This is a genomic window from Fodinibius salipaludis (assembly GCF_002287075.1).
Taxonomy (GTDB): domain Bacteria; phylum Bacteroidota; class Rhodothermia; order Balneolales; family Balneolaceae; genus Fodinibius; species Fodinibius salipaludis.
The window spans coordinates 19,306-41,718 of the sequence record NZ_NSKE01000001.1; the positions used below are offsets into that span (position 1 = coordinate 19,306).

Sequence of the window (22,413 nt, forward strand, 5' to 3'; positions counted from 1 at the left end):
CTCTATTTTTAATAATTATTTAGCGAAGTGGCAACCGCCACTTAAAATCGTTACTATTTTTAAAATAATATTGCTAATAATTAGTCGTTGAAAAATCTTTTTATGGGTGGATAGTCTTCATTATTCTCATTTTGATTCTATCATGCCTATGACTATTATTGCCTGCTAAAGAAATCCATTTAAACAGCATTTTAAGGTATTGGGTACGAATGTTTTCGAATCATAAGACGACCAACCGTACGTTAGCTTTAATTATATTTTTTGCCTCTCTTGTCTTGTACTTCATAACAATGGCCCCCACGGCCAGTTTTTGGGACGCCGGAGAATTTATTGCTGTTGGCCACGGCCTACAAGTAAATCACCCTCCCGGAGCGCCCTTTTATTCCCTTTTGGGACGCATCTTTTCCATGTTTATGCCCACGGCTTATGTAGCGGCCAGCATAAACTTTATCAGTGTGCTAAGTGCTGCTCTTACCGTCATGCTGTTATACCTTATTATCGTGCGATTGGTCAGAGAGTGGAAAGGTGCTCCTGACAATATGCTCACCATCGACAAAATTGGCATGTATGGCGGAGCAATTATCGGTGCCGCCACTTTTGCCGTTACTGATACCTTCTGGTTTAGCTCCGTCGAAGCTGAAGTTTATGCCCTTTCAATGCTATTTACAGCCTCGGTTGTTTGGTTAGCGCTGGTTTGGGCCGAAAATCACGACAGACCTTACAATGAACGCTGGCTTATCCTTATCGCCTATCTGTTTGGAATTGCACTGGGGATTCACCTGCTAAATCTGCTGGCACTGTTTTTCGTTGCCCTCATTATCTATTTCAAGAAGTATGAATTTAGTGTCCGTTCTTTCGGAGCACTTATGGCAGTCTCATCAGGGGCATTTTTACTAATTTATCCCGGAACTATACAAGGAATTCCAAGCCTCTTAGAAGGAGTTACCAATGCCAGCTATGGACTTATTGGGCCATTGGGCTTTATTGTCCTTGTTGTATTGGCAATGAGTTTTGGGCTTTACTATACCCATAAGAATGGTCATCGTATAGCAAATATCGTATTACTTTGCTATACAATGATTCTAATTGGCTACTCCTCGTATTCACTTATTTTTATCCGTTCTATTGCCGATCCTCCCATCGATGAAAACGATCCGGAAACCGTAGAGGCCTTCATTGATTATCTGGAGCGCGAACAGTACGGACAAACCCCCTTACTTACGGGTAACACCTATGATAACAGTCAGGGAACTATAAATCGGGACGAAGAAACGTTCTTTCCCCGTCGGTACTCAACAAATCCACAGCACATGCAACAGTATGGTCAATATTCAAGTGACCTGGATTACTTTTTGAGATATCAGGTTAACCACATGTACTTGCGGTATTTTGCATGGAATTTTATTGGTCGTGATGCCGATATACAGGATGCGGGATGGCAAGCTGGTTTTACAGATACCGAACATGAAGACAATCCCGCCCACAACAGTTACTTCTATATCCCATTTTTAATTGGGCTGTTTGGAATGTTATTTCACTTTCAAAATGATTGGAAGCGAGCGCTAACGGTATTGGCTTTATTTGTATTTACCGGGCTGGCCATCATCTTTTATCTCAACCAAACCCCCATGCAGCCACGTGAGCGGGACTACGCCTACGTGGGCTCATTCTTTGCCTTTGCCATATGGATTGGTATGGGTAGCATAGGATTAATAGAATTAGTTAAAGAGTATCTTAAGTCGAGCAAAATTGCATCTTATGCTATTTTGGGGATTTTATTTATTGCCAGTCCTGTATGGATGGGGATGGAGAATTTCCACGACCACGATCGCGGTGATAGATATGTTGCTCCTGATTATGCCTACAATCTACTTAACTCCACAGCGCCGAATTCCATATTATTTACAAACGGGGATAATGATACTTTTCCCCTCTGGTATCTGCAGGAAGTTGAGGGTATACGGACTGATGTACGTATTGTCTGTCTGAGCTTACTCAATACCGACTGGTATATCAAACAGTTACGAGATCAATGGTCTCACGAATCGGCCCCCCTCCCTATTTCTTTTGATGATGAGAAAGTAGCGCAATTAACTGGGGGACTCTCCATGCATAATCCCGATACCTTGAGAATTCCTGTTGAGAAAGACATGCTGAAAAATACCTTTAGCAGCATGGAAAGCTATAAACAAGCAATGGGCGTTGATACTGATAAAGATCTTGGATTTGATCTATCCAAAATACATTTCCAAATTCCAATAGATTCACTGGATAACGAAGTGGCCTGGTATTATGAAGGCCGTTCAGCCGGACAAGATCGCCAAGGAAATCAGCGATATTATACCCAAGTACAGGATGAAGTTATTTTAGATATTCTGCGTAATAACGATTGGGTACGGCCCGTGTACTTTGCAAATACGGTTTCCAGACAGAGCCAAATGAACCTACAGCCCTATTTCCGTTTCGAAGGGAAAGCGTTCCGCGTTGTACCCCAACGCCGCCAGTCGCAGGGATATGGCTGGATGGATCCAAGTATCCATGCTAAACGGCTTTCAAATTTCCAGTTTAGAGAATGGAATAAACCTGACAATTACTTTGATGAGAACATTCGTCGCATGTTGGGCAATTACCGTTTTAGTATTACCGAATTGGCTAATAAATACAATGAAATGGGCAAGCCCGACAGCGCCAGCTACTGGCTTGAGTGGGGCGAAGAAAAGCTGCCGTTTAACATCAATAATAATAACATCAACTCTACCGTCCTCTATGCATACAGTTATGCGGATGTTGGGGATACCCAAAATGCAGTTGAGTTAGCACGAAAGCTCGAAGAAAGGGTATTACAAAATCTTGAAACCACTATTGCTGAGTACGATGAAATCCAAAATGAGTTATCCCAGCTCAACCAAGAGGCTGAACAGGCCCGCAATAATGCCAATATGCAGGCCCAGCGGCGCTTAAAGCAGCGTATGCAAAGTATTGGTTCGGAACGTCAACAAATAGCCCGTGAAATTTCAAGATCTGTTAGTCACCTAACCATTATACAACGTATATACTTTATGAATGGTGATGATGAAAAAGCTACAGGACTGCATGAGCGTGTAAATGCTATTACCGGTGATCGTATTTCAGTTCCGGCAACAAAAGAAGAAAACAAGAAAGAATTTGATAGGTTCCAACTGTAAAAAGCTCTAATTTGTGATATGAACTACACAGCCAAAATTTCTAATTTAAAGCTGTGAATAGTATATTCCACAGAATCAAAATAATGATTGTATAAGATTGCGAACCAATGGTTCATCAGTTTACCAAAGAAAATATTGATGCTATTGCCAACGTGCTTGAAACCAAAGCCAAGCCCCTTGGTAATGATGTTTTTCGGCTTGAGGTTGTAAATGAAGAAGAAAACCGCCGTCTTGCCCTGGAAATACATCTCGGCCTCGAGGTAAAAGGCAAAAACTCAAATATGGTTTCGGTGTATGCGCAGAATACATTTTTGCAGCTACACAATTGTACAGCCTTTATTGCCAGTGACATGCTACAGCAGGTGACCTTTTTTGGGCGTCAAAATGAGCGTACATCAGGTCTTATTGTCGAAACCGGAGCCGGTTGCAGCTTATATGCCAACGTAAGTGAAATGATTTTGAACAGCGATTTCACAAAGCTGCCGGAAGATTTGATGATGAGTGCCATTGCCCTATCCCTTACTGAATCAGTGGATCTGGATGACTTTTCGTTTGATGAAGACTGATATCAATGGCTGATGAATTTCCTGATATCCAAGTATTTAATCAGACAAGTCTTTCTATTCCCCTCGAGCAACCTTTTTATCAAGCAGTAGCTAAACAGCTATCTGACGAGGAAAAGTGCAGCTTTAATTTTGTTGAAGTTGTCTATGTTGATGAAGAAAAGATTGTTCAGATCAACAGTGAGCACCTTAATCGGGATTATATAACCGATATCATTACCTTTCGATATGACGATACTAATCATAACCACGATATAGAAGGCACCATGTTTTGTTGTGGCCCTCGAATCGTCGAACAGGCACAAGAATTTAACGAATCCAATAAAAGAGAGTTTTTACGGATTTACATACATGGCCTGCTGCATTTGGCAGGTTACGAAGATCAATCCGAAAAAGAAAAAGAGCAGATGAGCCAAAAAGAAGAATTCTATCTTAACCTGGCAGAAAAGCAGTACGGATAATTTCCGTTTTGCAGGTTCTAAACTACTTATCCATATCTGCGTATAGCTTTCCGTCAACAGTTCAATAAATGCCAACGGTATGAGTGTAGACATTCCTGATAATAAATCTGACGACGCCTTGGATACGGCCAAAAATAAAACGCGCGAACACGCTCGAAATCTTTGGCAGATCGTCAGTCGATATACCCGCATTGACGATAACACCGAACCGACAACACAGCCCCACCAACAACCCAAACGAGAACAACACTACAGCAATACTCTCATATCGACTCTTTCGATTATCCCCTATTTATTAGTACTGCTTTTCGGACTTTCTTTTTTTTGGGATTTTGATGGATTATCGGGCACTGTTTTGGGACAAACACTCCAATTTGAGGGACTCCTAAAGATACTTAGCGTCAGTGGGTTAATCGGATTCTCAACCAACTGGCTGGCCATTACCATGCTCTTTAAACCGGCCGAAAAACGTCCCATTTTGGGACATGGACTCATCCCAGCACAAAAGAACCGTATTGCTTATCGCCTGGCACAAGCTGTTTCTGAGGATTTGATCAACCCCGAAATCATAAAGAAAAAGATATCAGAATCAAACATCATTAGCCGCTACCGGGAGCTTTCAACGCAATATATTAAAAACATTATTGATGACCCCAAGTTCAGAAAAGATATAAAACAGTGGGTGGTGCAATATGTTGATGAAATGATTGCCGATCCTGAAATCAGGGCTGCCCTTGCCAAACGTATTCTTATCCAAATCGAAGAGGCACTACATAATAAATCATTTGAAAAAATCGCTTTTAAAACATACACCTTTGTAAAGGGACAGGAAATGCAGGCTATTATTGAAGAAGCCTTGGTTCAAATACCAACCTCAGTAGAAAGCGGTCTCGATAAACTGGATGATCTGCTTGATCAGCTGCCGGAAAAGATTGATAAAAATAGTGACGCAATCGAAGAAATTGTTACCACACTGCTCTATAAGCTTATCAACCAGCTAAATGTACATGCTTTAGTCGAAGAGAATTTGCGGAGTTACGACGAGCAGCATATCTCGAATATTATCCGGTCGGCAACCAATGAGCAGCTGCGATATATTCAATATTTGGGAGCTATTTTGGGCGTAATTGGTGGATTTGTCATCTGGGAGCCGCTAATAAGTGTTATTGTGTTGGCAAGCCTCGCTGTTATTATGTTGCTCTTAGATCAACTGCTATATCAATACGTTTCAGACTCAAAAGACAAGTTTTAAAAGCTCACATTCTGCGATGCTTGAGTGAAGGAATCCGGCTGCGTACCTCCTGTACTTTTGCGGGATTAATCTCTGCAATAACAATACCCGGCTCTTGCCCCGCATCTGCGACGACACGGCCCCACGGATCGATAATCATAGCATGCCCCCATGTCTTTCTGTTTTTTCCGTGTAACCCAGTCTGGGCCGGAGCGAAAACATAGCTTGTATTCTCGATAGCACGTGCTCTCAATAACGGGAGCCAATGATCCTGTCCTGTTGTATATGTAAATGCCGATGGTATAGACAATATCTGGGATCCGTCGGCAACCATCTCTCGATAAAGCTCAGGGAAACGCAAGTCATAACATACGGAAAGCCCCCAGTTACCTATGTAATCACTTTCATAAATCACCGACTTCGGATCACCTGGTTCCACATAGTCGGACTCCCGATATGATTCGTCCTTATCCAAATCGACATCAAAAAGATGGATTTTATTATAGCTTTGTACTTCTTCGCCATCGGGGGTATAAAACGGAGAATGATTATATACTTTTCCGCTACCAGTCGGCACGGGATAACTCCCACCCATAATGTAAACCTCAAACTCTTTTGCCGTCCGAGAAAGAAATTTTGGGACTTTCCGAGCAATTTCATCTGCCTTATTCATCCGCATCGAAAGTCCGCCGAGGAAGGAAAAATTCTCGGGCAGTCCAACTACTTTAGCCCCTCTTTCAACAGATTCTTCAATATAATGATAGGTCGAATCCAAGTTGGACTGAAGATCTGTTTGGCTATTCATCTGAATAACAGCGGCTTTATAAGACTCAGAAAACATAAAGGGAAATGTATTTAGTTAACACGTCTTTACAACTATCCCTAAAATAAAAAAGGTGCGACACTATTCATGCCGCACCCTTAAGATTATGATATTCAATGAATATTAATTTGTTTTGGCTCCCCTGTCCAAATATTGCTGATAGAGTTGTATATGCCGACTTACCATCGGAATCTTATGTCCGCGAATAAATACATCGGTAATATGGTTCATCGGCTCAAAAGGATCACCGTCAGCTATAAACAAATTCGCCTGTTTTCCTTCTTCAATACTGCCGAGCTTATCATCCACCCCAAAAATTTCTGCAGCATTAATTGTTATGGCATTCAGTGCTTCCTGCTTTCCTAAGCCATAGCTGGCTGCAAAGCCGGCATGGTATGGAGCATTTCTCACGTTCTCAACTCCACCGGTGGCAATAGCTACCTTAACGCCTGCTGCATGCAACTTTGCAGGATTTTGATACGGGCGCTGATAATTATCGTAATCGCGTTCGGGAGTATAAAGCGTAGAAACCAGGCACGGAAGTCCGGCTTCAGCGATTTCATCAGCCACGCGCCAGCCATCCCTTACGCCCGCCAGCACAAACTGCATGTCCGGATAGTCTTTGGTCCAGTCGATAACATTAAGAATATCACTTTTGGCATCCACTGAAATAATGACCGGTATCTCCCCTTTTACAACCTCTCGCATGGCCTGCATTTTTTTATTCATATCAGGCTGCTCTTTGTTACTGGGATTGTTTTCAAAATCCGTCATCATTTTATTGTAGAATTGAGCCCGGGAAATGAAGTCATTGAGCTTTTTCAGGTCTTCTTTATACTCTTTATCAACTTCTTCATCGGTTCGGTCATCCCACCAGCCTCCTTTTTTGGATGTCGGCCAGTTTAAATGAACCCCTGCATTGGGCGTAACGGCCATAGAATCTGGAGAATAACCGTAGAGATCTATAAGTGTAGCCTTGCCTGCGAGTCGTCCGGAAACGGGCATTGAGATAACATGGGTAACGCCATTAACCCGTGTAACCGGAATACTGGCACTGCTTGGATTAATAGCAGTAAACGCCCGTACGTGGGGATTAAAATCGCCAAGCTCTGCCTGATCATTGGTTACCGCTACGGCACCGATTTCCTGAAGACCCAGTTGCGTGCCCGCATCAAAAAATCCTGGGTACACCTGTTTTCCGGAAGCGTCAATCTGCTCATACTCCGAAGGGATGTCAACGTCATTGCCGACCTCGACAATTTGCTCATTTTCAATCAATACCGTTCCATTCTCAATCACACCATTGGTAACGGTATAGATAGTAGCATTGGTAATAGCAAATTTTCCGATTTCAGCTTTTTGAGTAATCTGAGCTTCAACACTCATCCCCAACAAAAGTACCAATAGACAAGCTGATATTGTGCTTTTCAAATACTTCATAATAATTTCTGTGTCTTTCATCATTTAAATTAATTGCCTTGAAGTTTCATGCCTTGTTTGCTGAAACGGATCTCTGCTCCTCTCAGGCATGTTTCTGAATGACGGCCGTTCTCGTTGTACCACCGACCTGATGCCTCATCAAATTCCTGTTCAGCATCAACCTTCAATCGCATATCATCGGCATCTTCAGCACGGTCAAAATATTTCTTGCCGTCTACATACGTTTTTAACGTTTTACTGTAGATGCTCAATGGATGTCCATCCCAGATGGCAACATCTCCGTGTTTACCTACTTCGATGCTGCCCACTTTTTCATCAATACCTAATTGTACAGCAGGGTTTATCGTAATCATTTTAAGGGCATCCTGCTTAGATGTATTGCCATAATGAACAGTCTTTGCCGCCTCGTGATTAAGATGGCGAATCAGTTCACCGCTATCGGAGTTGATACTATTTTTGACGTCATTCGCATTCAGTATAGAGGCATTATAGGCCGTAGAATAGTAGACCTCAAACTTGTAAGCCCACCAGTCGGCAAAAACTGAGGTGTAAGCCCCGTTTTTCTTAAGTTCCGGTGCCACTTTGAAAGCCTCATTTGCGTGCTGGAACGTATAATCTTCAATTCTATAATCATTAAAAACGCGCATCAGCATGGTAATTTCATCCGCTCGGTACGAGTGCGTATGGACAAGCACTTCTCCTTCTAAGATATCCACCAGAACGTCGAGCCGTTCGTTTTCGGCAACGGGGACAGGCGGTGTTGAGCGATAACCATCTTCGTAAGCCTGTTTGGCATCTAAATATTCTTGGCGATTGCGCTTGTAATCGATTGCGGCATCAAAATGGTCGCGAATGACCTGCTCAACGCCCATACGAGTTCGCGGCTGCACGTCAAATCCCTGTCCATGTACTCGCGTTGGATTTTCTCCCAGCGCAAATTTAATCGTACGGGGGGCATCCTCAAATCGCATATCATCCATCTCTGTCCCATAGCGAAGCTTGAGCGTCTCATTCTGTCCGCCTATAACATTGGCAGAACCGTGCATTAAATGTATAGACGTTACACCGCCGGCCAGCGCCCAGTAAATGTTGATATCATTGGGATTGATCGACTCCTCCATCGAAACTTCTGCCGTAACGGGATTAGTCCATTCATTGATATCCACCCCTGCAATATGCGAGTGAGCATCAATAATACCCGGCATCACATATTTTCCGGAGGCATCAACGGTTTCCACTCCTCGCGGGGCAGAAATGTCTTCTCCAATTTCGGTGATAACACCATCTTCAATTAGCAGATCGGTGTTCGGCATATTACCATCAGTAATAGTAATCAGGGTTCCATCTTTGATAAGTACCGATCCCTTCTCCTGGGCAAAACCCGTCAGACTAAAACAAAACGTTAGTATTAATAAAAGTAACTTCTTCATAATGCTATTCCTCGGAAGATTCTTGTTCAAATTCTGTAAGATTTCCATCCGTAATGGAATAAAGTGCTTGAGCCTTTTCTTCCATAAATGGCTTATTAAATACGGTAAAGCTGGCAATACGACCTTCTGCTATATTTCCAAGCTGGTTGCTGTATCCCAGAATATCAGCCGTTGATTGCGTCAACATTCGTAATATGGCTTCTTTTCCAAGGTCGCTCTCCTCTTGCAAGACCGTAAGGTTTTTACTGATATCAGACAGTTCAAGTCCGTTCGAAGCAAAGCCAACTTTTACACCGCTATCGATAAGCTTTGCAATATTTTGAATGTCTGCTTTATAAGCTTCTTCCTGTCGATCTCTAAAGATGCGCATTTCTTCGGTTATCTCAGGCTGATCTTCATCCTCGTCATCTGATCGCCATTCAGGCTCTTCGGGCAAATCAATACTTGCCAATACCGGTATATTACGCTGCTTCAACTCATCGGACTTTTTATACGCTTCTTTTCCGGATACAATCACCACCTCAAAACCGAGTTCGTCTTGGAGTTCAAATACACGCTCAATATTTTCTTTAGTATCCACCACAAAATAGAACGGCTGCTGGTTATCCATCACCGGATACAGTGCTTCGAGTACCTTGTTCTGTTTAGGAGCGGGATAATTAGATGAAACCGAAGCAAAATAGTGTTCCTGTTGCTGTAGTGCTTCAGCATCATTAAAGAGTTGTCGTAACTGACTCATTACTCCCATTGTTGTTGAGGGATATGCTTGCCCCTGCGCTTCTTCAAGTTGGGCTGTTATTCCTACTCCCTGTTTTAAAAGCAAATCCTCAGTCTCTTTTTCATTGATAAAAAACAGGTCAACCTGACCGGGAAGCATCTGTCCCTTTAATCCCAGCGCAGCAGTTGTAAACCCTTTTTTAGGCGCCTCGGAAAGAGCCTTGCTGTCTGTTTGTAATAACTCTGAGGGCTTTCGTTCAGGCTGAATTCCCGCCCGCCCATAACCAGGATTGCCGGGTTCATCAGGGGTTTCTACATTTTCTTCCACATCCGGACTTCCCCAAAGTGCATGCCCATCAATAAACCCCGGATATACATGCAGGCTATCTCCACCGTCACGTACGTAGGCATCAAAAGGAATGGACACATCTTTACCAATATTAGTAATTACGCCATTTCTCCAGACGATAGTTCCACTTTTTATTGTGTTTCCATCAGCAGTATGAATCGTTACATTTTTAAAAGCCTCTGCCGGTGACGACTGAGCCCACCCGTGTAACGAGCATACCATCAAAAATGAAAAACAAAGAACAGTTATACGAGCTGTTTTCTTCATAAAAATTTGTTTTAGTGCAAATTTAAACCATTCTGAATATATGATTATGAATCTAATTTGAAAGTATATAAAGGAAAAAAGATGTAAAGCAGTAATAAATTGATACTTTTTATAACTGCTGCCCTATTCTTTAAGTTAAGAACAATATTCAACCAGTTATATTTAAGAGTCATCAGCTTGTACATTCAACAGATAAAAACCATGGAATAGAATTTGTTGCACAGTTCTAAGGATTGTAAATTTGCTGGTCATAATTTTGAGTATCAATAATATTTAAATTGTAAAAGATTACCCGATGAGTGAAGTACAACCAAGTGTCAGCTATAGTTTTACCATGCGTTTATATATCAAAAATAAACCAGGTATGCTGGCCAAGATTTTAAGTGAAATTGCAGATCATAAAGCAGATCCCGGGGCGGTTGATGTCGTCGAGGTTGAAGGAGAATATAAAGTTCGGGATTTGACCGTAAGTGCCCGCAATGAGGAACACTCCAAAGCTATTGTTGAAGCTGTTAAAGCAATTGACGGCGTCAAAGTCAGAAATGTCTCCGATCGTGTATTTCTACTCCATCTCGGAGGCAAAATCCGAATTGAAAACAAAGTTCCTGTTGATACCCGTGATTCCCTTTCAATGGCGTATACTCCGGGCGTAGGACGAGTCTGTGAAGCCATTGCCGATAATAAAGAGAAAGTTCACTCCCTTACCATTAAAGAAAATTCGGTAGCTGTTGTCAGCGATGGCTCTGCCGTATTAGGACTCGGCGATATCGGACCAGAAGCTGCCATGCCGGTGATGGAAGGAAAGGCTATGTTGTTTAAAGAGTTTGCCGATGTTGATGCCTATCCAATTTGTCTGCAAACACAGGAAGTGGATGAAATTGTCAATGCTGTTAAATGGATGTCACCCGGTTTTGGAGGAATCAACCTCGAAGACATCGGTGCTCCACGCTGCTTTGAAATTGAAGAAAAGCTTAAGGAAGAACTGGATATTCCTGTTTTTCATGATGATCAGCACGGTACAGCCGTTGTAACGCTGGCTGCTACCATTAATGCTTTAAAAGTTGTTGACAAAGATCTTTCTGATCTCCGGACCGTGATTGTTGGTGTTGGTGCGGCCGGTGTAGCCATCACAAAAATACTATTAGAAGCAGGAGCAGAAGAAATTTTGTGTTGTGACAGAAGCGGTATCATCAACAGAGACAACATAGATGAACTGAATTCAAGTAAAAAGTGGGTAGCTGAAAATACTAATCCCAATAACCTGTCCGGCTCTTTATTGGAAGCTACCAAAGACGCTGATCTCCTTATCGGAGTTAGCGGACCGGGAACCGTTCCCATCGAGGCAATCGAGCAGATGGCTGAAGATCCGATCGTCTTTGCGCTTGCAAACCCAGTTCCCGAGATCATGCCCGAAGAAATACAGGGAATTGCCCGGATTATTGCCACCGGACGAAGTGATTACCCTAACCAGATTAACAATGTATTGGCATTTCCGGGACTTTTCCGCGGTGCTTTAGATGCTCGTGCTACCGACATTAACGAGGAAATGAAACTGGCTGCAGCTCACGCAATTGCTGAATGTATCGATGAAGAGGGACTTAGCGAAGAATACATTGTACCAAGCGTATTTAACAAGGAAGTGGTACGCAGAGTGTCCAAAGATGTAAAAAATGCGGCCTACGATAGTGGAGTAGCCCAACGCCCGCAACCATAAAGAATCAGTTTAAAAAGATTTTCTTTCTCGTTTCGTACCTCCTGGTGCGAAACGGGTAACCCTTTTGCTAATCAGAATGCCTGCTGCCAACCTACAGCTTTACTATTATTGCTTACATTGGCGGCACACGTCCGTGTTGGGGCTTGACAAGTATTTCTTCAACAACCGTTCGGGGAGATAACTGAGTTAAATTTAGAATAATGTTAGCCACGTCATCGGGATCAATCAAAAGATCACGATCAATAAGCGAGCCTTCCCAGGATGTGGATTGTGTTTGTCCCAGGTTAATAGCCGTAACTCCGACTTCAGTTTCCATCAACTCCTGACGAAGTGAACGCGTATATCCCAGCAATGCATGTTTTGAAGCCGAATAGGCACCGCTGTCTTCAAGGCCCTCTACCGCCCCCACTGAGCAAATATTGATAACTAACCCATTCGATTTGCTTTTAAGGTCATCCAGAAAACGATTGGTAATATTGACTGCTGAAAATAGGTTCGCCTGTACCTGTTGAGTAAATTCTTCATGCGTTGTTTTTTGCAACGGCTTTAACAGAAAAGAACCGGCATTATTAATGATAATCTTTGGCGTCGGAAAATCCTCCGGCACCTTTATCTTCTGTACAGCCTTTGGGGCTGCAGCATCCAAAGCGGCAATAACAATATGATTATCACCGATATTACGGCAAATAGTTTGGGTGTCTTTTAGATCTGATTCCGTTCGGGCAACAAGCAGAAGAGCATAATCTGTTTCTCGTGCAAAAGCTTGGGCAATTCGTCGACCAATACCCCGGCTGGCACCGGTGATAACGACGGAATGGCTTTTCTGATCAGCCACTACCTAACCTCCATAAACTTATGGGTTTGAAGGCTGATACCCCACTGTGGATTCTCCTTCACGTAATCAATTATCAAATCCACGGCTCCCTCCTTTTCCCATTCTGGCTGTAAAAGCAGTTGCGTGCTATCAGGACATTTTTCGGCATTTTTCTCTGCCCATTCAAGATCTTTATTGGTCAATACAACCACCTTTAATTCGTCTACATAGGGAAATATATCATCCAGCGGTTCTTTAAAACGTTTAGGTGAAAGCGTAATCCAATCAAGGTAACCGGAAATAGGTGACGATCCGCTTGTTTCGATATGCACCTGTATTCCGGCCTGTTTTAGTTGGAAGGTAAGCGGATCAAGATCGTGCAATAGGGGTTCTCCACCAGTGATTACGGCAAATTCAGCGCCGCTTTCCTTCGCTCCCTCTACTATTTCTTCAACCGTCTTTGGAGGATGTTGGTCTTCATCCCAGCTCTCTTTTACATCGCACCACCAACAATTGACATCGCACCCTGCAGTACGGATAAAATACGCCGGACGTCCGCTATGAGCCCCTTCTCCCTGGATAGTATAAAAATCTTCGACCAGCGGATATTCCACCGAACACATTTCATCCTGGTCAATCAGCTCTTCTAATTTTTTCTGATCAAATTCGTTAAACATTGTCCTCTGTATATTCCACCCAGCTGTTTTCGGTTTCCCAAACGGTAACATTCAATGTAACGCCCTCGGGAATGCGCTGCTGAGTCTCTTTATAAATAAATTCTGCGATGCGTTCTGCAGTGGGATTTATCGGCATCTCTTCATTCAGTACCGAATGATCCAAACCACCCTTTTCTGAACCCTTGGAAGCCCACTTTAATTCCCTAAAATCGCAGACCATATCATCCGTATCAAGATATTTCGATGGATTCAGCTTATACGATTTTGCAGAAATATGCACTTTGTAACTGTGTCCGTGCATACGTCCGCATTTGCCGTCATATCCCTCTATTAAATGAGCGGCATCAAATTTAAATTCAGTATGTAAGGTCCAAGTAGGCATTTACTGTTATTTCATTGGGTTCCATAAGAAAAGGCTTGCCGTTACTGACAAGCCTCCAAAAATAAGGAAATATTGAGACAAATAGGAATTACTTGGGCCACTTAATAGTACATCCCAAAGCCTTGGTCGTTTGGGGATTGATTTCTTTGCCTGCTACCAGGTTTTGGATCGCATTCTTCAGAAACTGCTGATCCACATCTTGGGCAGATTTTGCATTATCATCAATAGCACCGGTATATACTAACTCCATATCGTTGTTAAAGAGAAATATGTCGGGGGTGCGAGTTGCTCCGAAAGCTTCGGCCAGCTTTGCTTTCTCATCAAGAGCGTAATAGAAATCGTAATTGCTTGATTTTGCCCGGGCTTGCATATCCTGCATTGACTCTCCATCGTCCCGAATAGCCGCATTGGGATTCAGCATAATAACCCCTATGTCATTTTTCTCAGCTAAGTTTGCAATAGGATTGTACCGATCTTCCCAGGCCTTAACCCATGGACAGGTGTTGCATGAAAAATTCACCAGCAAACCGTTTTCATCGGCTACTTCTGCAAGCGTTAATTTTTCTCCCGATACATCCGTCACCTCAACATCCGCAAGCGGGGCTTTATCACCAATATCCAACCGATCGGCAGGCTTATCCTCTACCGGCAGAAAAGCCAGTAATCCAGTAGCAATAAGTATAAGTAACACATAAACTAATTTACGTATTTTCATGGCATTCAGTTGTTTATTGCTTTTTTAGTGAAACGTTCAAACTTTTCATATCCGGCACCTTGTTCCCAGCTGGCAACGACTGCTCCATCGTTATTCAAGATTTTCGTAAATGGAAGTGCTCCGCTCCAGTCATCTGACAACGCCTCAATAAAAGGCTGATCTTTTCCCGTTTTAAAATAGGTTGGCCAGTCCACGTTTTGTGCTCGTAGAAACTCCAGTGCTTTCTCACGTTGTTTGGGAAAATCGGCCGAGACAAATACAACATGAAGATCATCCTCATATTTTTGCTGTAGTTCTACGATATGAGGAAACTCTTCGATGCAGGGCGCACACCAGGTAGCCCACACATTAATCAACACGGCCTTATCACCTTTATAAGAACTGATCACTTCTTGAATATCATTAGCAGAGACATCCTTTAATAATTCTTCGTCTTGCAAACCCTGTCCAATTGATTCATTTACAAAACCAAAGGCCAAAAGCACAACAAAAGGCCAAAAAGGTACTATGTGTTTATATTTTCTCATATTCAGCATCACCTATCCCATTTCTTCGTTAGGATCCCACAAATGTTGGTCGATATCAACCTGGTATTCATCGATAAATCTAATATTTTCCTGCTTTAAGCGTTCTCGCATGGTATCGTCGGGAAAATATGCACGTCCTGTCAGTTCACCATTTCTGTTAACAACACGATGAGCAGGAATGTTCGTTTCAGCTGCTTTATTGAGTGCATACCCCACCATACGTGCACCAGAAGCGATCCCCAAATAGCGAGCAATGCTACCATAAGTTGTCACCTTTCCCTTGGGAATTTGTTCTACGATCTTATAAACACGCTGATAATAATCCTCCACACCGTATTATTTCAACATCTTAATCATTTTTCGAGCGGTATCGTGGTCAATTTGTTGAGATTTTTTTGCCAATTCAACAGTCCTCTGCCCTAATATTTGGTATAATGCTAATAACTCTGGTTTATCTTTCAGTAAATCCAGATGATGCTCTACGGTTTGTAAGTCCCCCCGCTTAATAGGACCACTCAGGGCATCTTCAAAAGATTGATCCTCAATATTCTGGAGCGTTGTCTTAACCAGTGGCATCAGCGCTTTTTTAGCTTTTTTGGGAGCAAGCCCACTGGCCGAAGCCGTCTCTACTGCCGCGTCCAACAGCGTATTTAAATAATTTGATGCCAGCACCGCTGCGACGTGTAAGTGCGATTTCTGATCTTCCGTAACCTCCAGGGTCTCTGCCCCAAGCCTTTTTGCAACCTCTTTAAGCTGGGGGAAAGCAGATTTATTCCCCTGCAGACTAAAATAGATCTCCTCAAAATCTGACGGTTCAGAATACCCAGTAAAGGTCTGCAGTGGATGAAAAGAAGCAATACTCCCTCCTTTTGATTTTAAATCCGCAAGAATAATTGCAGATTCGTTACCCGAACAGTGTACGATTGTTTTTGCACTAAAATCCTCAGTAATATCAGCCAGCCGATGGGCAACCCCTTCAATAGCCCCGTCAGCTACCGTAATAAATATAAGATCTCCTAATTCATGGTCATCCGATGGAAAAGATCCTGACACATTGATATTAAGATCAGCAGCCAATTTTTGGGCTTTATTAGCGGTGCGATTATAAAGGCTTTTGATGGGAATACCTGCCGCTGACAATGCCTTTGCTAAAGAGTTACCCAATCTGCCTACACCAATTATTGTGATATCAGGCGCTTCCATAGCGGGTTATGAAAAGATTATCTTCTGGCGATCGGCATAACCGGTTATCAGACTGCCACTGTAATCCTCATATTTGCCACGTAAAAAGTGAAGATCAAGTCCCCACTTTTGAGCAACAATGATGCCCGCAATAAAAGCAGTTGTTCCCTCAATTTTAGACTCACCACTATTTAAATAGTTCATGAGCCCTGATTCATTCTGGGATTCGATCAGCTCAACAACCTTTTCAAATTCTTCTTTTCGTTCGTTGTCGAGCTCACAACTAAATATCAGCAGTGCACTGCGTGATGCCAACACTTCTTCGAGCACGTACCCAATTTCTTTTACAATAGCGGGATCGGGATCGGCAATTTGAACACTCAGCGCCTCAAAATCATCCGAAAGCGTCTGCAAAAACATCAGCTGTTGAAAGAGGCTAATGTCCTTGGTAAAGGCCTCATCGTGAATGAAAAAATCATCATCCTCATCACAAAACTCATTCCGCATATAATCATTGACCGGCACCTTGCCAAGCGACGTTTCAAAGAACGAATTTGATGCCATTGGCAGCTTTTTATCGAGCTTTTCGTCATATGACTCCACAATCACCACGGTTTCATAATTCGACATATCCAGCCGACTGTAAATATCGCATGCCCGTTCAAAATTATCCTCGTTAATTTCTTCCGGAGCGAAAAGTACCCGGATATGATCGTTGACTTCTCCATGGTGCTCCCGCGCTTTATCGAGTCCTTCCTGAATCTGTTTGCGGGAATACGAAGTGATATTCATAAAAACGGTTCTGCTTATTTTTAATTAATGATAAAAAGCGACTGCTAACCAGTTATTTTTCAATCGGAAACTACAAATTTTAGCTCTTTTGTCATTATTTATCTTGGCAAACATCCGGTCTGATTCTCGTGTTATTTGCACCTCATTCATATTCATCCGCAATCCCTGTCCGCGTAGTTTTATGTAGGCTTCTTTGATCGTCCATAAGCGGATAAGCGGTATCTCATTGGCCAAATCATTTTCTTTTGGATGGGTAATCCGAGGCCTTAGTTTGGTGGGCACTGTTCGATCAACTGGTTCTAAATCAACTCCCAGCGGATGGGCACCAGCTAACCCGCAAAGCACATAATCATCAGTATGGGCAATGCTGACAAAGAATTTTTGAGAACTCGTTTTCCCGAAAGGCTGACCCAGCTCATCCTTTCGAATTTTAAAATATGGGCTATCCCCTATTTTTTGGGACATCTCTTTTAACGTAATCCGGGAGGTTACAAACTCACGCTGACGCTTAAGGTTTTTGCAGAGTTCTAACTCGCGCTTTTCTTCGCTGCTGAGCCGGCTTATGGCTTCAGATGTAACCGAAGTGATTGCTGACAACGAAAACACTGCCTCAAAAGGCAACAGCTCTTTAATTTCTGAAAACGGATTACTCATTGCATTCTGTTATTCAATCTAAAACAACTGAAAATCTTTAATTTTACGCTCTTCTGAAACTATTAATTGTGCAAAACAAAAAGTATGATATCTGTTTTGGAGCTCCGGTTTAAGATTGATACATCCCTCACGCCTACGCCCACTACGCCGAAGTGGCTACGTAGGCCGTACTATGGAGCGTCAGCGACCTCCGAAGTGAGAATATACCTTACCTTCTTTTCGATTTAATACCAGGCATGAGAAGTTTGGCTTATAGTTCTTTTTATCGCATTACTACAGAAACAGAAAAAGGCAGCCTTTTGCATGTTAGGATTTAGATATCTACCATAGAATTTGAATGGATAAGTAGAGTTTAGATAAAAGCTAAATTCTAATTACTAAAATACCTTCACATGTTAAATAAAATCCAGGGTCGTCCTTTCTGGTATAAAGTTTGGACAATTAGCTTTGGAATTGCAGCTATTTATGTCTTGATAAAAGTTTTTACTGAGGAAGGTTTAGCAAAATTCGACTACTTTTTAATGTTTTATACCAACGCTTCGATATTATTAGATATATTTATTTCCAGATTCTCGAAAGGAAGAAAATTGGCAAACATTCGAATAGCCTGTTAAAAAATGAGAATCTGACCCGCCGCTCGTTATGTACAGCCTACGTAGCTTAGCTACTTCAGTGTAGTAGGTCGTATTATCGGTAGGTGTTTGACCCGCTAAGCTTAACTGAATACTCAAAAAATCATTGGACTCACTTCTATCAAAGATATTAATATTTCGACTAAAGCAACTTTGGCGATTATTTAAGCAGGTCGGATTTATCCGTATTTTTATATTAGCAATAATAATAGTCGGTTTTCTGATTTTTGAGTTGCCCGGATTGATTTCAGATAATTATTTCCTATCAGTACTCATCTATCCGCTGGTAATATTACCTATTCATCTGTTGCGAAAAGATCAAGGCTTTCTCAGGAAGTTAGATGTCTCGATAGAAGCTATTTTGGCAGGAGAATATCATTCCCTGGTACTCCCCTACTCCCTTTTTCTTGTTTACTTCCAACAATGGTCAGCTATACTTTTTGGACATCTATTAATTACAATAATGCTGTTTCTCCCTTCTGTCAAGATCGAAAAAAGCTATCAGGATAATAGTCGGCTTATCAAGTGGATCCCGGTTAATCTATTTGAATGGCGTAGCTATATGCGTCAACGAAAACTCTTTTTGCTGTTCGGATTTACCTTTACGGTTTTGGTAATCTCCTATGCTATTGCGATACCGGTAGCAATACTCATATTAGTTGCAAGCTTTTCAGAGGCTTTTACTGATCTGGAATGCAAAGAACTGATTGAATCATACCCCAGAAACTCAAGTTTTCTGTGGGCAAAATTGAAAGATCACTCAGTATTTATTCATTTATTTTTTCTACCATTTTATACTCTATTTTTACTTTTTCATATCGAGTTATGGTACATCTTAATACTATTACTGATTATAATTGAATGCTCAATATGTTTTTGTCTTCTGTATAAATACTCTCAGTTTGGGTTTTCTAAATCAGTAATTCACAACCAAATTCCTTTCACTATATTTTTTATAAGCACAATAATATTCTTTCCGATAGGAATAGTGTTCCTTTACTTCTATTGGCGAAAAGCTAATAAAGCACTACCTGAATATGCTAAAAATTAAAAACATAGATTTTTCTTATGGAGAGAAACAAGTTTTACGTGACCTTTCTCTTGAGTTAAAAGCCGGAAGTATTCATGGTATATTAGGAGCAAATGGAGCTGGGAAGACTACGTTTTTTAAAATTATATATGGGCTACTAACACCCTCAGTTGGAGAAGTCATCTTTCCAGATAACAGTTTCGGTACTTCACAGATAGGATATTTAGAAACCGAACCACGGTTCTATCCCTATATGAAAGGTGCCGAATATATTGATTTGCTATCTCATGGTAATTCTACATTTGATGTGGAGCTATGGAATGAGATTTTCAATCTCCCACTAAATAAACTTGTTGATACGTATTCCACAGGAATGAAAAAGAAACTCGCTTTACTTGGTATCATATCTCAAGATAAACCTATTATGCTTCTTGACGAACCTTTTAATGGTTTGGATCTCGAGACGGTCGAAAATCTCAATCTTATATTAAAAGAGTTAAAAAAGAAGAATAAAATTATAGTCCTAACCTCGCATATTCTCGAGGTTTTAAAAAGCAATTGTGATAAAATAAGCTATCTATATAAAGGGTCGGTACAACAAACATTTAGCAAGTCTGATTTTCAAAATATAAGTGAATACATAAAATCAGATATAACCCAACACTCAGAATCAGTAATTCAGAGTATTTTCAGTCAATAATTGAATAAAATTGTATTTAGATTCATATCGCAAATCACACCGATAATTCACCTGAGATTGTTTTAATTTGTGAGAAAACCCATAACATAAATTGTCCCGGCAAGCCTACACTCCCTTCTATTTATTGGTTAACCTTTCATTTGGTAGTTAACGCGATACGCCTGTGCCTATTGGTTAGGTACGATATTGTTATAAAACAATTTGTAATATAACTATCATTAAGTGTGATGAAGAAAGTCGGTATTTCAATACTTATAATAATTTTCTGCTTTTTAAATGGAAATGCGCAAGAGTTAATTGACCTGCCAATAGCCCCGCGAGTTGATACTACTGATGTCGAAGTCAAAAAGGTCTATAAATTATGGCAAAAACATTTAAGCAATCAGCCAAATAACATTTATGACAACCCATATTGGTCAGAGCAGCAAAAAGAGAAATGGAGTGATTACGATATTTCTCGAAGGTGGACCTATGGTTATGAACTATCCAATGGTATGAATGTACATAGTGCGTTTGGGTTAAAGCCAAGAGTACTAAGCATTGAAAAAAAGACGAATTCTATGCTATCAAAACACTATACGCTCCCAAAAATCTCAATAAATCCCAGGAAATTTATTCTATCCAACGAGTATACGCCGGCAAAGAAAATGGAGAATGGAGATTGTTTAGTGTTCTTCCCTACCTAACCAACGATTGGCAACGCAGGCAAATTGGGAATATTCAATATATCTACCCGCTAAATTTTGACTTTGATAAAGACAAAGCTCAAGACTCTGCTCAATTTGTCAAAGAGCTATCAAATAAATTTAATATTACTATAACAGAACCCATTAATTATTACTTAGCTCCAAGTTTTATGGAAATGGCAAAAATAAGTGGGCTGGATTATGCCTGGGATGGCAATGATGGCCGTGGCTATCCTAAAAATAATCAAGTATTTGTAGGTACAGGGTCAGAAGAGTACCCCCATGAATTGGTGCATACCATTTTTAAAGACTATGAATTAGATCCCTTTATTGACGAAGGACTTGCAACCTATTATGGTGGTATGGGACAAAAATCTTTTGAGCAACTAATTTAACCTGTTGCTCAAAAAATAAGCTCTAATAAATCTCTGTCGTTAAATAAAGTTGTGACCGGACAAAGAATTTCATCTCAAACATATTACGTCAGTAGTGCTGTATTGATTAAAGCAGCTGAGGAAAAAGGTGGGACTCAAGCAGTTGAAAATTTTCTTAAACAAACATCTAATGATGAAGGTATTTACAATGCTATGCGTCAAGTTTTAGGAGTTCAAAAGGATGAAGCCAATAGCTTTTGGCGTCAGAAGATTCAGGAATTTAGCACGAATAATTAATGGAAGTATACTACTACTAAATTCCGATCAAGAATCAATATCTGTTATTGTTCGGTTACGACCAGTACTGGACTCCCAGCATACAGAATGTATTAAAGAGATATCGAGGAGAAGAGTCCTAAAACAAATAGGAATTAAAAGTTCAAAGTTGTAAAGATTTTCATCACATTAGTAGATAAACAAAAATCTATTCCTTCCTCTCTTCAATGTTGTTATTCTTTATTACATATAGTAAAATGAGATTAAAGAAGCATTATGAGATACATCCGATTACAGAAAACCCAATATAGATTAACTCATCAAATTGAATTGATATAATGAATTTGATACGACAAGCTCTGATACTCATTCTTTCTCTCATCATAGTTGGTTGCAGTGATAGCCCCACCGATAACAACCCAAGGAAAATATCCAATCAAGGTACATTAACCTATAAAATTATTGAATACGGAAACTCCCCTAACTACAACCAGCCGGCTACCGTGATATATAAAAACCTCGACAAGGAAATGGTTATAGAAACTATTAAAACTCCCTGGGAAAAATCATTTGAATACGAGTACACCGTTGCCAAGGATTCTCTTGTAGACTTTGATTCCCATCTAATTATACAATATGAAGGAGAAGATATAGCTATTAAAGGAATTATTGAGGCAGAAGATCGAGAGGAAGCAACTGAGATTGGGAGTTCATTTACAATTAATCTTAAAAATGTATTCAAGCTTCCTAAATAGTTGCTTGTAGCCCATGAAACCGCCCCCCTTCGATAAA

At 41.1% G+C, this 22,413-nt stretch carries 23 protein-coding genes; 10 read left to right on the top strand and 13 right to left on the bottom strand.

Annotated features, from left to right (window positions below; translation table 11 throughout):
• Nucleotides 1–209 precede the first annotated feature (209 nt).
• The 4 genes from CK503_RS00105 (at nt 210) to CK503_RS00120 (ending at nt 5,461) form a co-directional block, all read left to right on the top strand.
• Nucleotides 210–3,185 (top strand): protein O-mannosyl-transferase family, encoded by a 2,976-nt coding sequence (locus CK503_RS00105; protein WP_095604749.1) that lies wholly within the window; start codon nt 210–212, stop codon nt 3,183–3,185.
• A 107-nt stretch (nt 3,186–3,292) separates the two neighbouring features.
• Complete coding sequence (locus CK503_RS00110; RefSeq protein ID WP_095604750.1) at nt 3,293–3,751, top strand: hypothetical protein; 459 nt, start codon at nt 3,293–3,295, stop codon at nt 3,749–3,751.
• Nucleotides 3,752–3,756: 5 nt separating this feature from the next.
• Nucleotides 3,757–4,209 carry an rRNA maturation RNase YbeY gene (gene ybeY / locus CK503_RS00115; protein ID WP_095604751.1) on the top strand — a complete coding sequence of 151 codons (453 nt, stop codon included), beginning with the start codon at nt 3,757–3,759 and terminating at the stop codon, nt 4,207–4,209.
• Nucleotides 4,210–4,288: 79 nt separating this feature from the next.
• The gene (locus CK503_RS00120; RefSeq protein ID WP_095604752.1) at nt 4,289–5,461 is read left to right on the top strand and encodes a DUF445 domain-containing protein; all 1,173 of its coding nucleotides are present in this window, start codon (nt 4,289–4,291) and stop codon (nt 5,459–5,461) included.
• Nucleotides 5,462–5,465: 4 nt separating this feature from the next.
• Here the strand turns inward: CK503_RS00120 and CK503_RS00125 are convergent, their stop codons facing one another.
• From CK503_RS00125 to CK503_RS00140, 4 genes are all read right to left on the bottom strand, one after another.
• Nucleotides 5,466–6,281 carry a carbon-nitrogen hydrolase family protein gene (locus CK503_RS00125; RefSeq protein ID WP_095604753.1) on the bottom strand — a complete coding sequence of 272 codons (816 nt, stop codon included), beginning with the start codon at nt 6,279–6,281 and terminating at the stop codon, nt 5,466–5,468.
• 105 nt (nt 6,282–6,386) lie between these two features.
• Complete coding sequence (locus CK503_RS00130; RefSeq protein WP_095604754.1) at nt 6,387–7,727, bottom strand: amidohydrolase family protein; 1,341 nt, start codon at nt 7,725–7,727, stop codon at nt 6,387–6,389.
• A 5-nt stretch (nt 7,728–7,732) separates the two neighbouring features.
• Nucleotides 7,733–9,133, bottom strand: a complete 1,401-nt coding sequence (locus CK503_RS00135; protein WP_095604755.1) for an amidohydrolase family protein — start codon at nt 9,131–9,133, stop codon at nt 7,733–7,735.
• A 4-nt stretch (nt 9,134–9,137) separates the two neighbouring features.
• Nucleotides 9,138–10,466: an amidohydrolase family protein gene (locus CK503_RS00140; RefSeq protein WP_095604756.1), complete on the bottom strand. Its 1,329-nt coding sequence runs from the start codon at nt 10,464–10,466 to the stop codon at nt 9,138–9,140.
• A gap of 295 nt (nt 10,467–10,761) precedes the next feature.
• On the opposite strand from CK503_RS00140, the gene CK503_RS00145 reads away from it, so the two are divergent.
• Nucleotides 10,762–12,180 carry an NAD-dependent malic enzyme gene (locus CK503_RS00145; protein ID WP_095604757.1) on the top strand — a complete coding sequence of 473 codons (1,419 nt, stop codon included), beginning with the start codon at nt 10,762–10,764 and terminating at the stop codon, nt 12,178–12,180.
• 112 nt (nt 12,181–12,292) lie between these two features.
• Here the strand turns inward: CK503_RS00145 and CK503_RS00150 are convergent, their stop codons facing one another.
• The 9 genes from CK503_RS00150 to CK503_RS00190 form a co-directional block, all read right to left on the bottom strand.
• A complete protein-coding gene (locus tag CK503_RS00150) occupies nt 12,293–13,015 on the bottom strand; it encodes an SDR family NAD(P)-dependent oxidoreductase (RefSeq protein ID WP_095604758.1) in 723 nt (240 codons plus the stop codon).
• Nucleotides 13,015–13,671, bottom strand: coding sequence for a 7-carboxy-7-deazaguanine synthase QueE (locus tag CK503_RS00155; RefSeq protein ID WP_217988279.1), 657 nt, complete (start codon nt 13,669–13,671; stop codon nt 13,015–13,017). Before CK503_RS00155 ends, CK503_RS00150 begins: the two co-directional genes overlap by 1 nt.
• Nucleotides 13,664–14,053: a 6-pyruvoyl trahydropterin synthase family protein gene (locus tag CK503_RS00160; RefSeq protein ID WP_095604759.1), complete on the bottom strand. Its 390-nt coding sequence runs from the start codon at nt 14,051–14,053 to the stop codon at nt 13,664–13,666. Before CK503_RS00160 ends, CK503_RS00155 begins: the two co-directional genes overlap by 8 nt.
• A gap of 88 nt (nt 14,054–14,141) precedes the next feature.
• Entirely contained in the window at nt 14,142–14,768 is a 627-nt protein-coding gene (locus CK503_RS00165; protein WP_095604760.1) for a redoxin domain-containing protein, read from the bottom strand.
• A 5-nt stretch (nt 14,769–14,773) separates the two neighbouring features.
• The gene (locus CK503_RS00170; RefSeq protein WP_176466166.1) at nt 14,774–15,295 is read right to left on the bottom strand and encodes a TlpA family protein disulfide reductase; all 522 of its coding nucleotides are present in this window, start codon (nt 15,293–15,295) and stop codon (nt 14,774–14,776) included.
• A gap of 12 nt (nt 15,296–15,307) precedes the next feature.
• On the bottom strand, nt 15,308–15,625 hold the full coding sequence (locus tag CK503_RS00175; RefSeq protein WP_095604762.1) for an MGMT family protein: 318 nt from the start codon (nt 15,623–15,625) through the stop codon (nt 15,308–15,310).
• Between the two features lie 6 nt (nt 15,626–15,631).
• Nucleotides 15,632–16,498: a Rossmann-like and DUF2520 domain-containing protein gene (locus tag CK503_RS00180; RefSeq protein WP_095604763.1), complete on the bottom strand. Its 867-nt coding sequence runs from the start codon at nt 16,496–16,498 to the stop codon at nt 15,632–15,634.
• A 6-nt stretch (nt 16,499–16,504) separates the two neighbouring features.
• Nucleotides 16,505–17,269 (bottom strand): AmmeMemoRadiSam system protein B, encoded by a 765-nt coding sequence (gene amrB, locus CK503_RS00185; protein ID WP_095604764.1) that lies wholly within the window; start codon nt 17,267–17,269, stop codon nt 16,505–16,507.
• Between the two features lie 24 nt (nt 17,270–17,293).
• Nucleotides 17,294–17,923: a 4'-phosphopantetheinyl transferase family protein gene (locus CK503_RS00190; protein WP_095604765.1), complete on the bottom strand. Its 630-nt coding sequence runs from the start codon at nt 17,921–17,923 to the stop codon at nt 17,294–17,296.
• 1,669 nt (nt 17,924–19,592) lie between these two features.
• On the opposite strand from CK503_RS00190, the gene CK503_RS00205 reads away from it, so the two are divergent.
• The 5 genes from CK503_RS00205 (at nt 19,593) to CK503_RS00225 (ending at nt 22,376) form a co-directional block, all read left to right on the top strand.
• Complete coding sequence (locus CK503_RS00205) at nt 19,593–20,285, top strand: ABC transporter ATP-binding protein (RefSeq protein WP_095604768.1); 693 nt, start codon at nt 19,593–19,595, stop codon at nt 20,283–20,285.
• Nucleotides 20,286–20,509: 224 nt separating this feature from the next.
• The gene (locus CK503_RS00210) at nt 20,510–20,971 is read left to right on the top strand and encodes a hypothetical protein (RefSeq protein WP_176466167.1); all 462 of its coding nucleotides are present in this window, start codon (nt 20,510–20,512) and stop codon (nt 20,969–20,971) included.
• Nucleotides 20,947–21,366: a hypothetical protein gene (locus CK503_RS00215; protein ID WP_095604770.1), complete on the top strand. Its 420-nt coding sequence runs from the start codon at nt 20,947–20,949 to the stop codon at nt 21,364–21,366. The genes CK503_RS00210 and CK503_RS00215 overlap by 25 nt, the downstream gene beginning before the upstream one ends.
• 51 nt (nt 21,367–21,417) lie before the next feature.
• Nucleotides 21,418–21,642, top strand: coding sequence for a hypothetical protein (locus tag CK503_RS00220; RefSeq protein WP_095604771.1), 225 nt, complete (start codon nt 21,418–21,420; stop codon nt 21,640–21,642).
• Between the two features lie 317 nt (nt 21,643–21,959).
• Nucleotides 21,960–22,376, top strand: coding sequence for a hypothetical protein (locus CK503_RS00225; protein ID WP_095604772.1), 417 nt, complete (start codon nt 21,960–21,962; stop codon nt 22,374–22,376).
• The last annotated feature ends 37 nt before the right edge of the window (nt 22,377–22,413 follow it).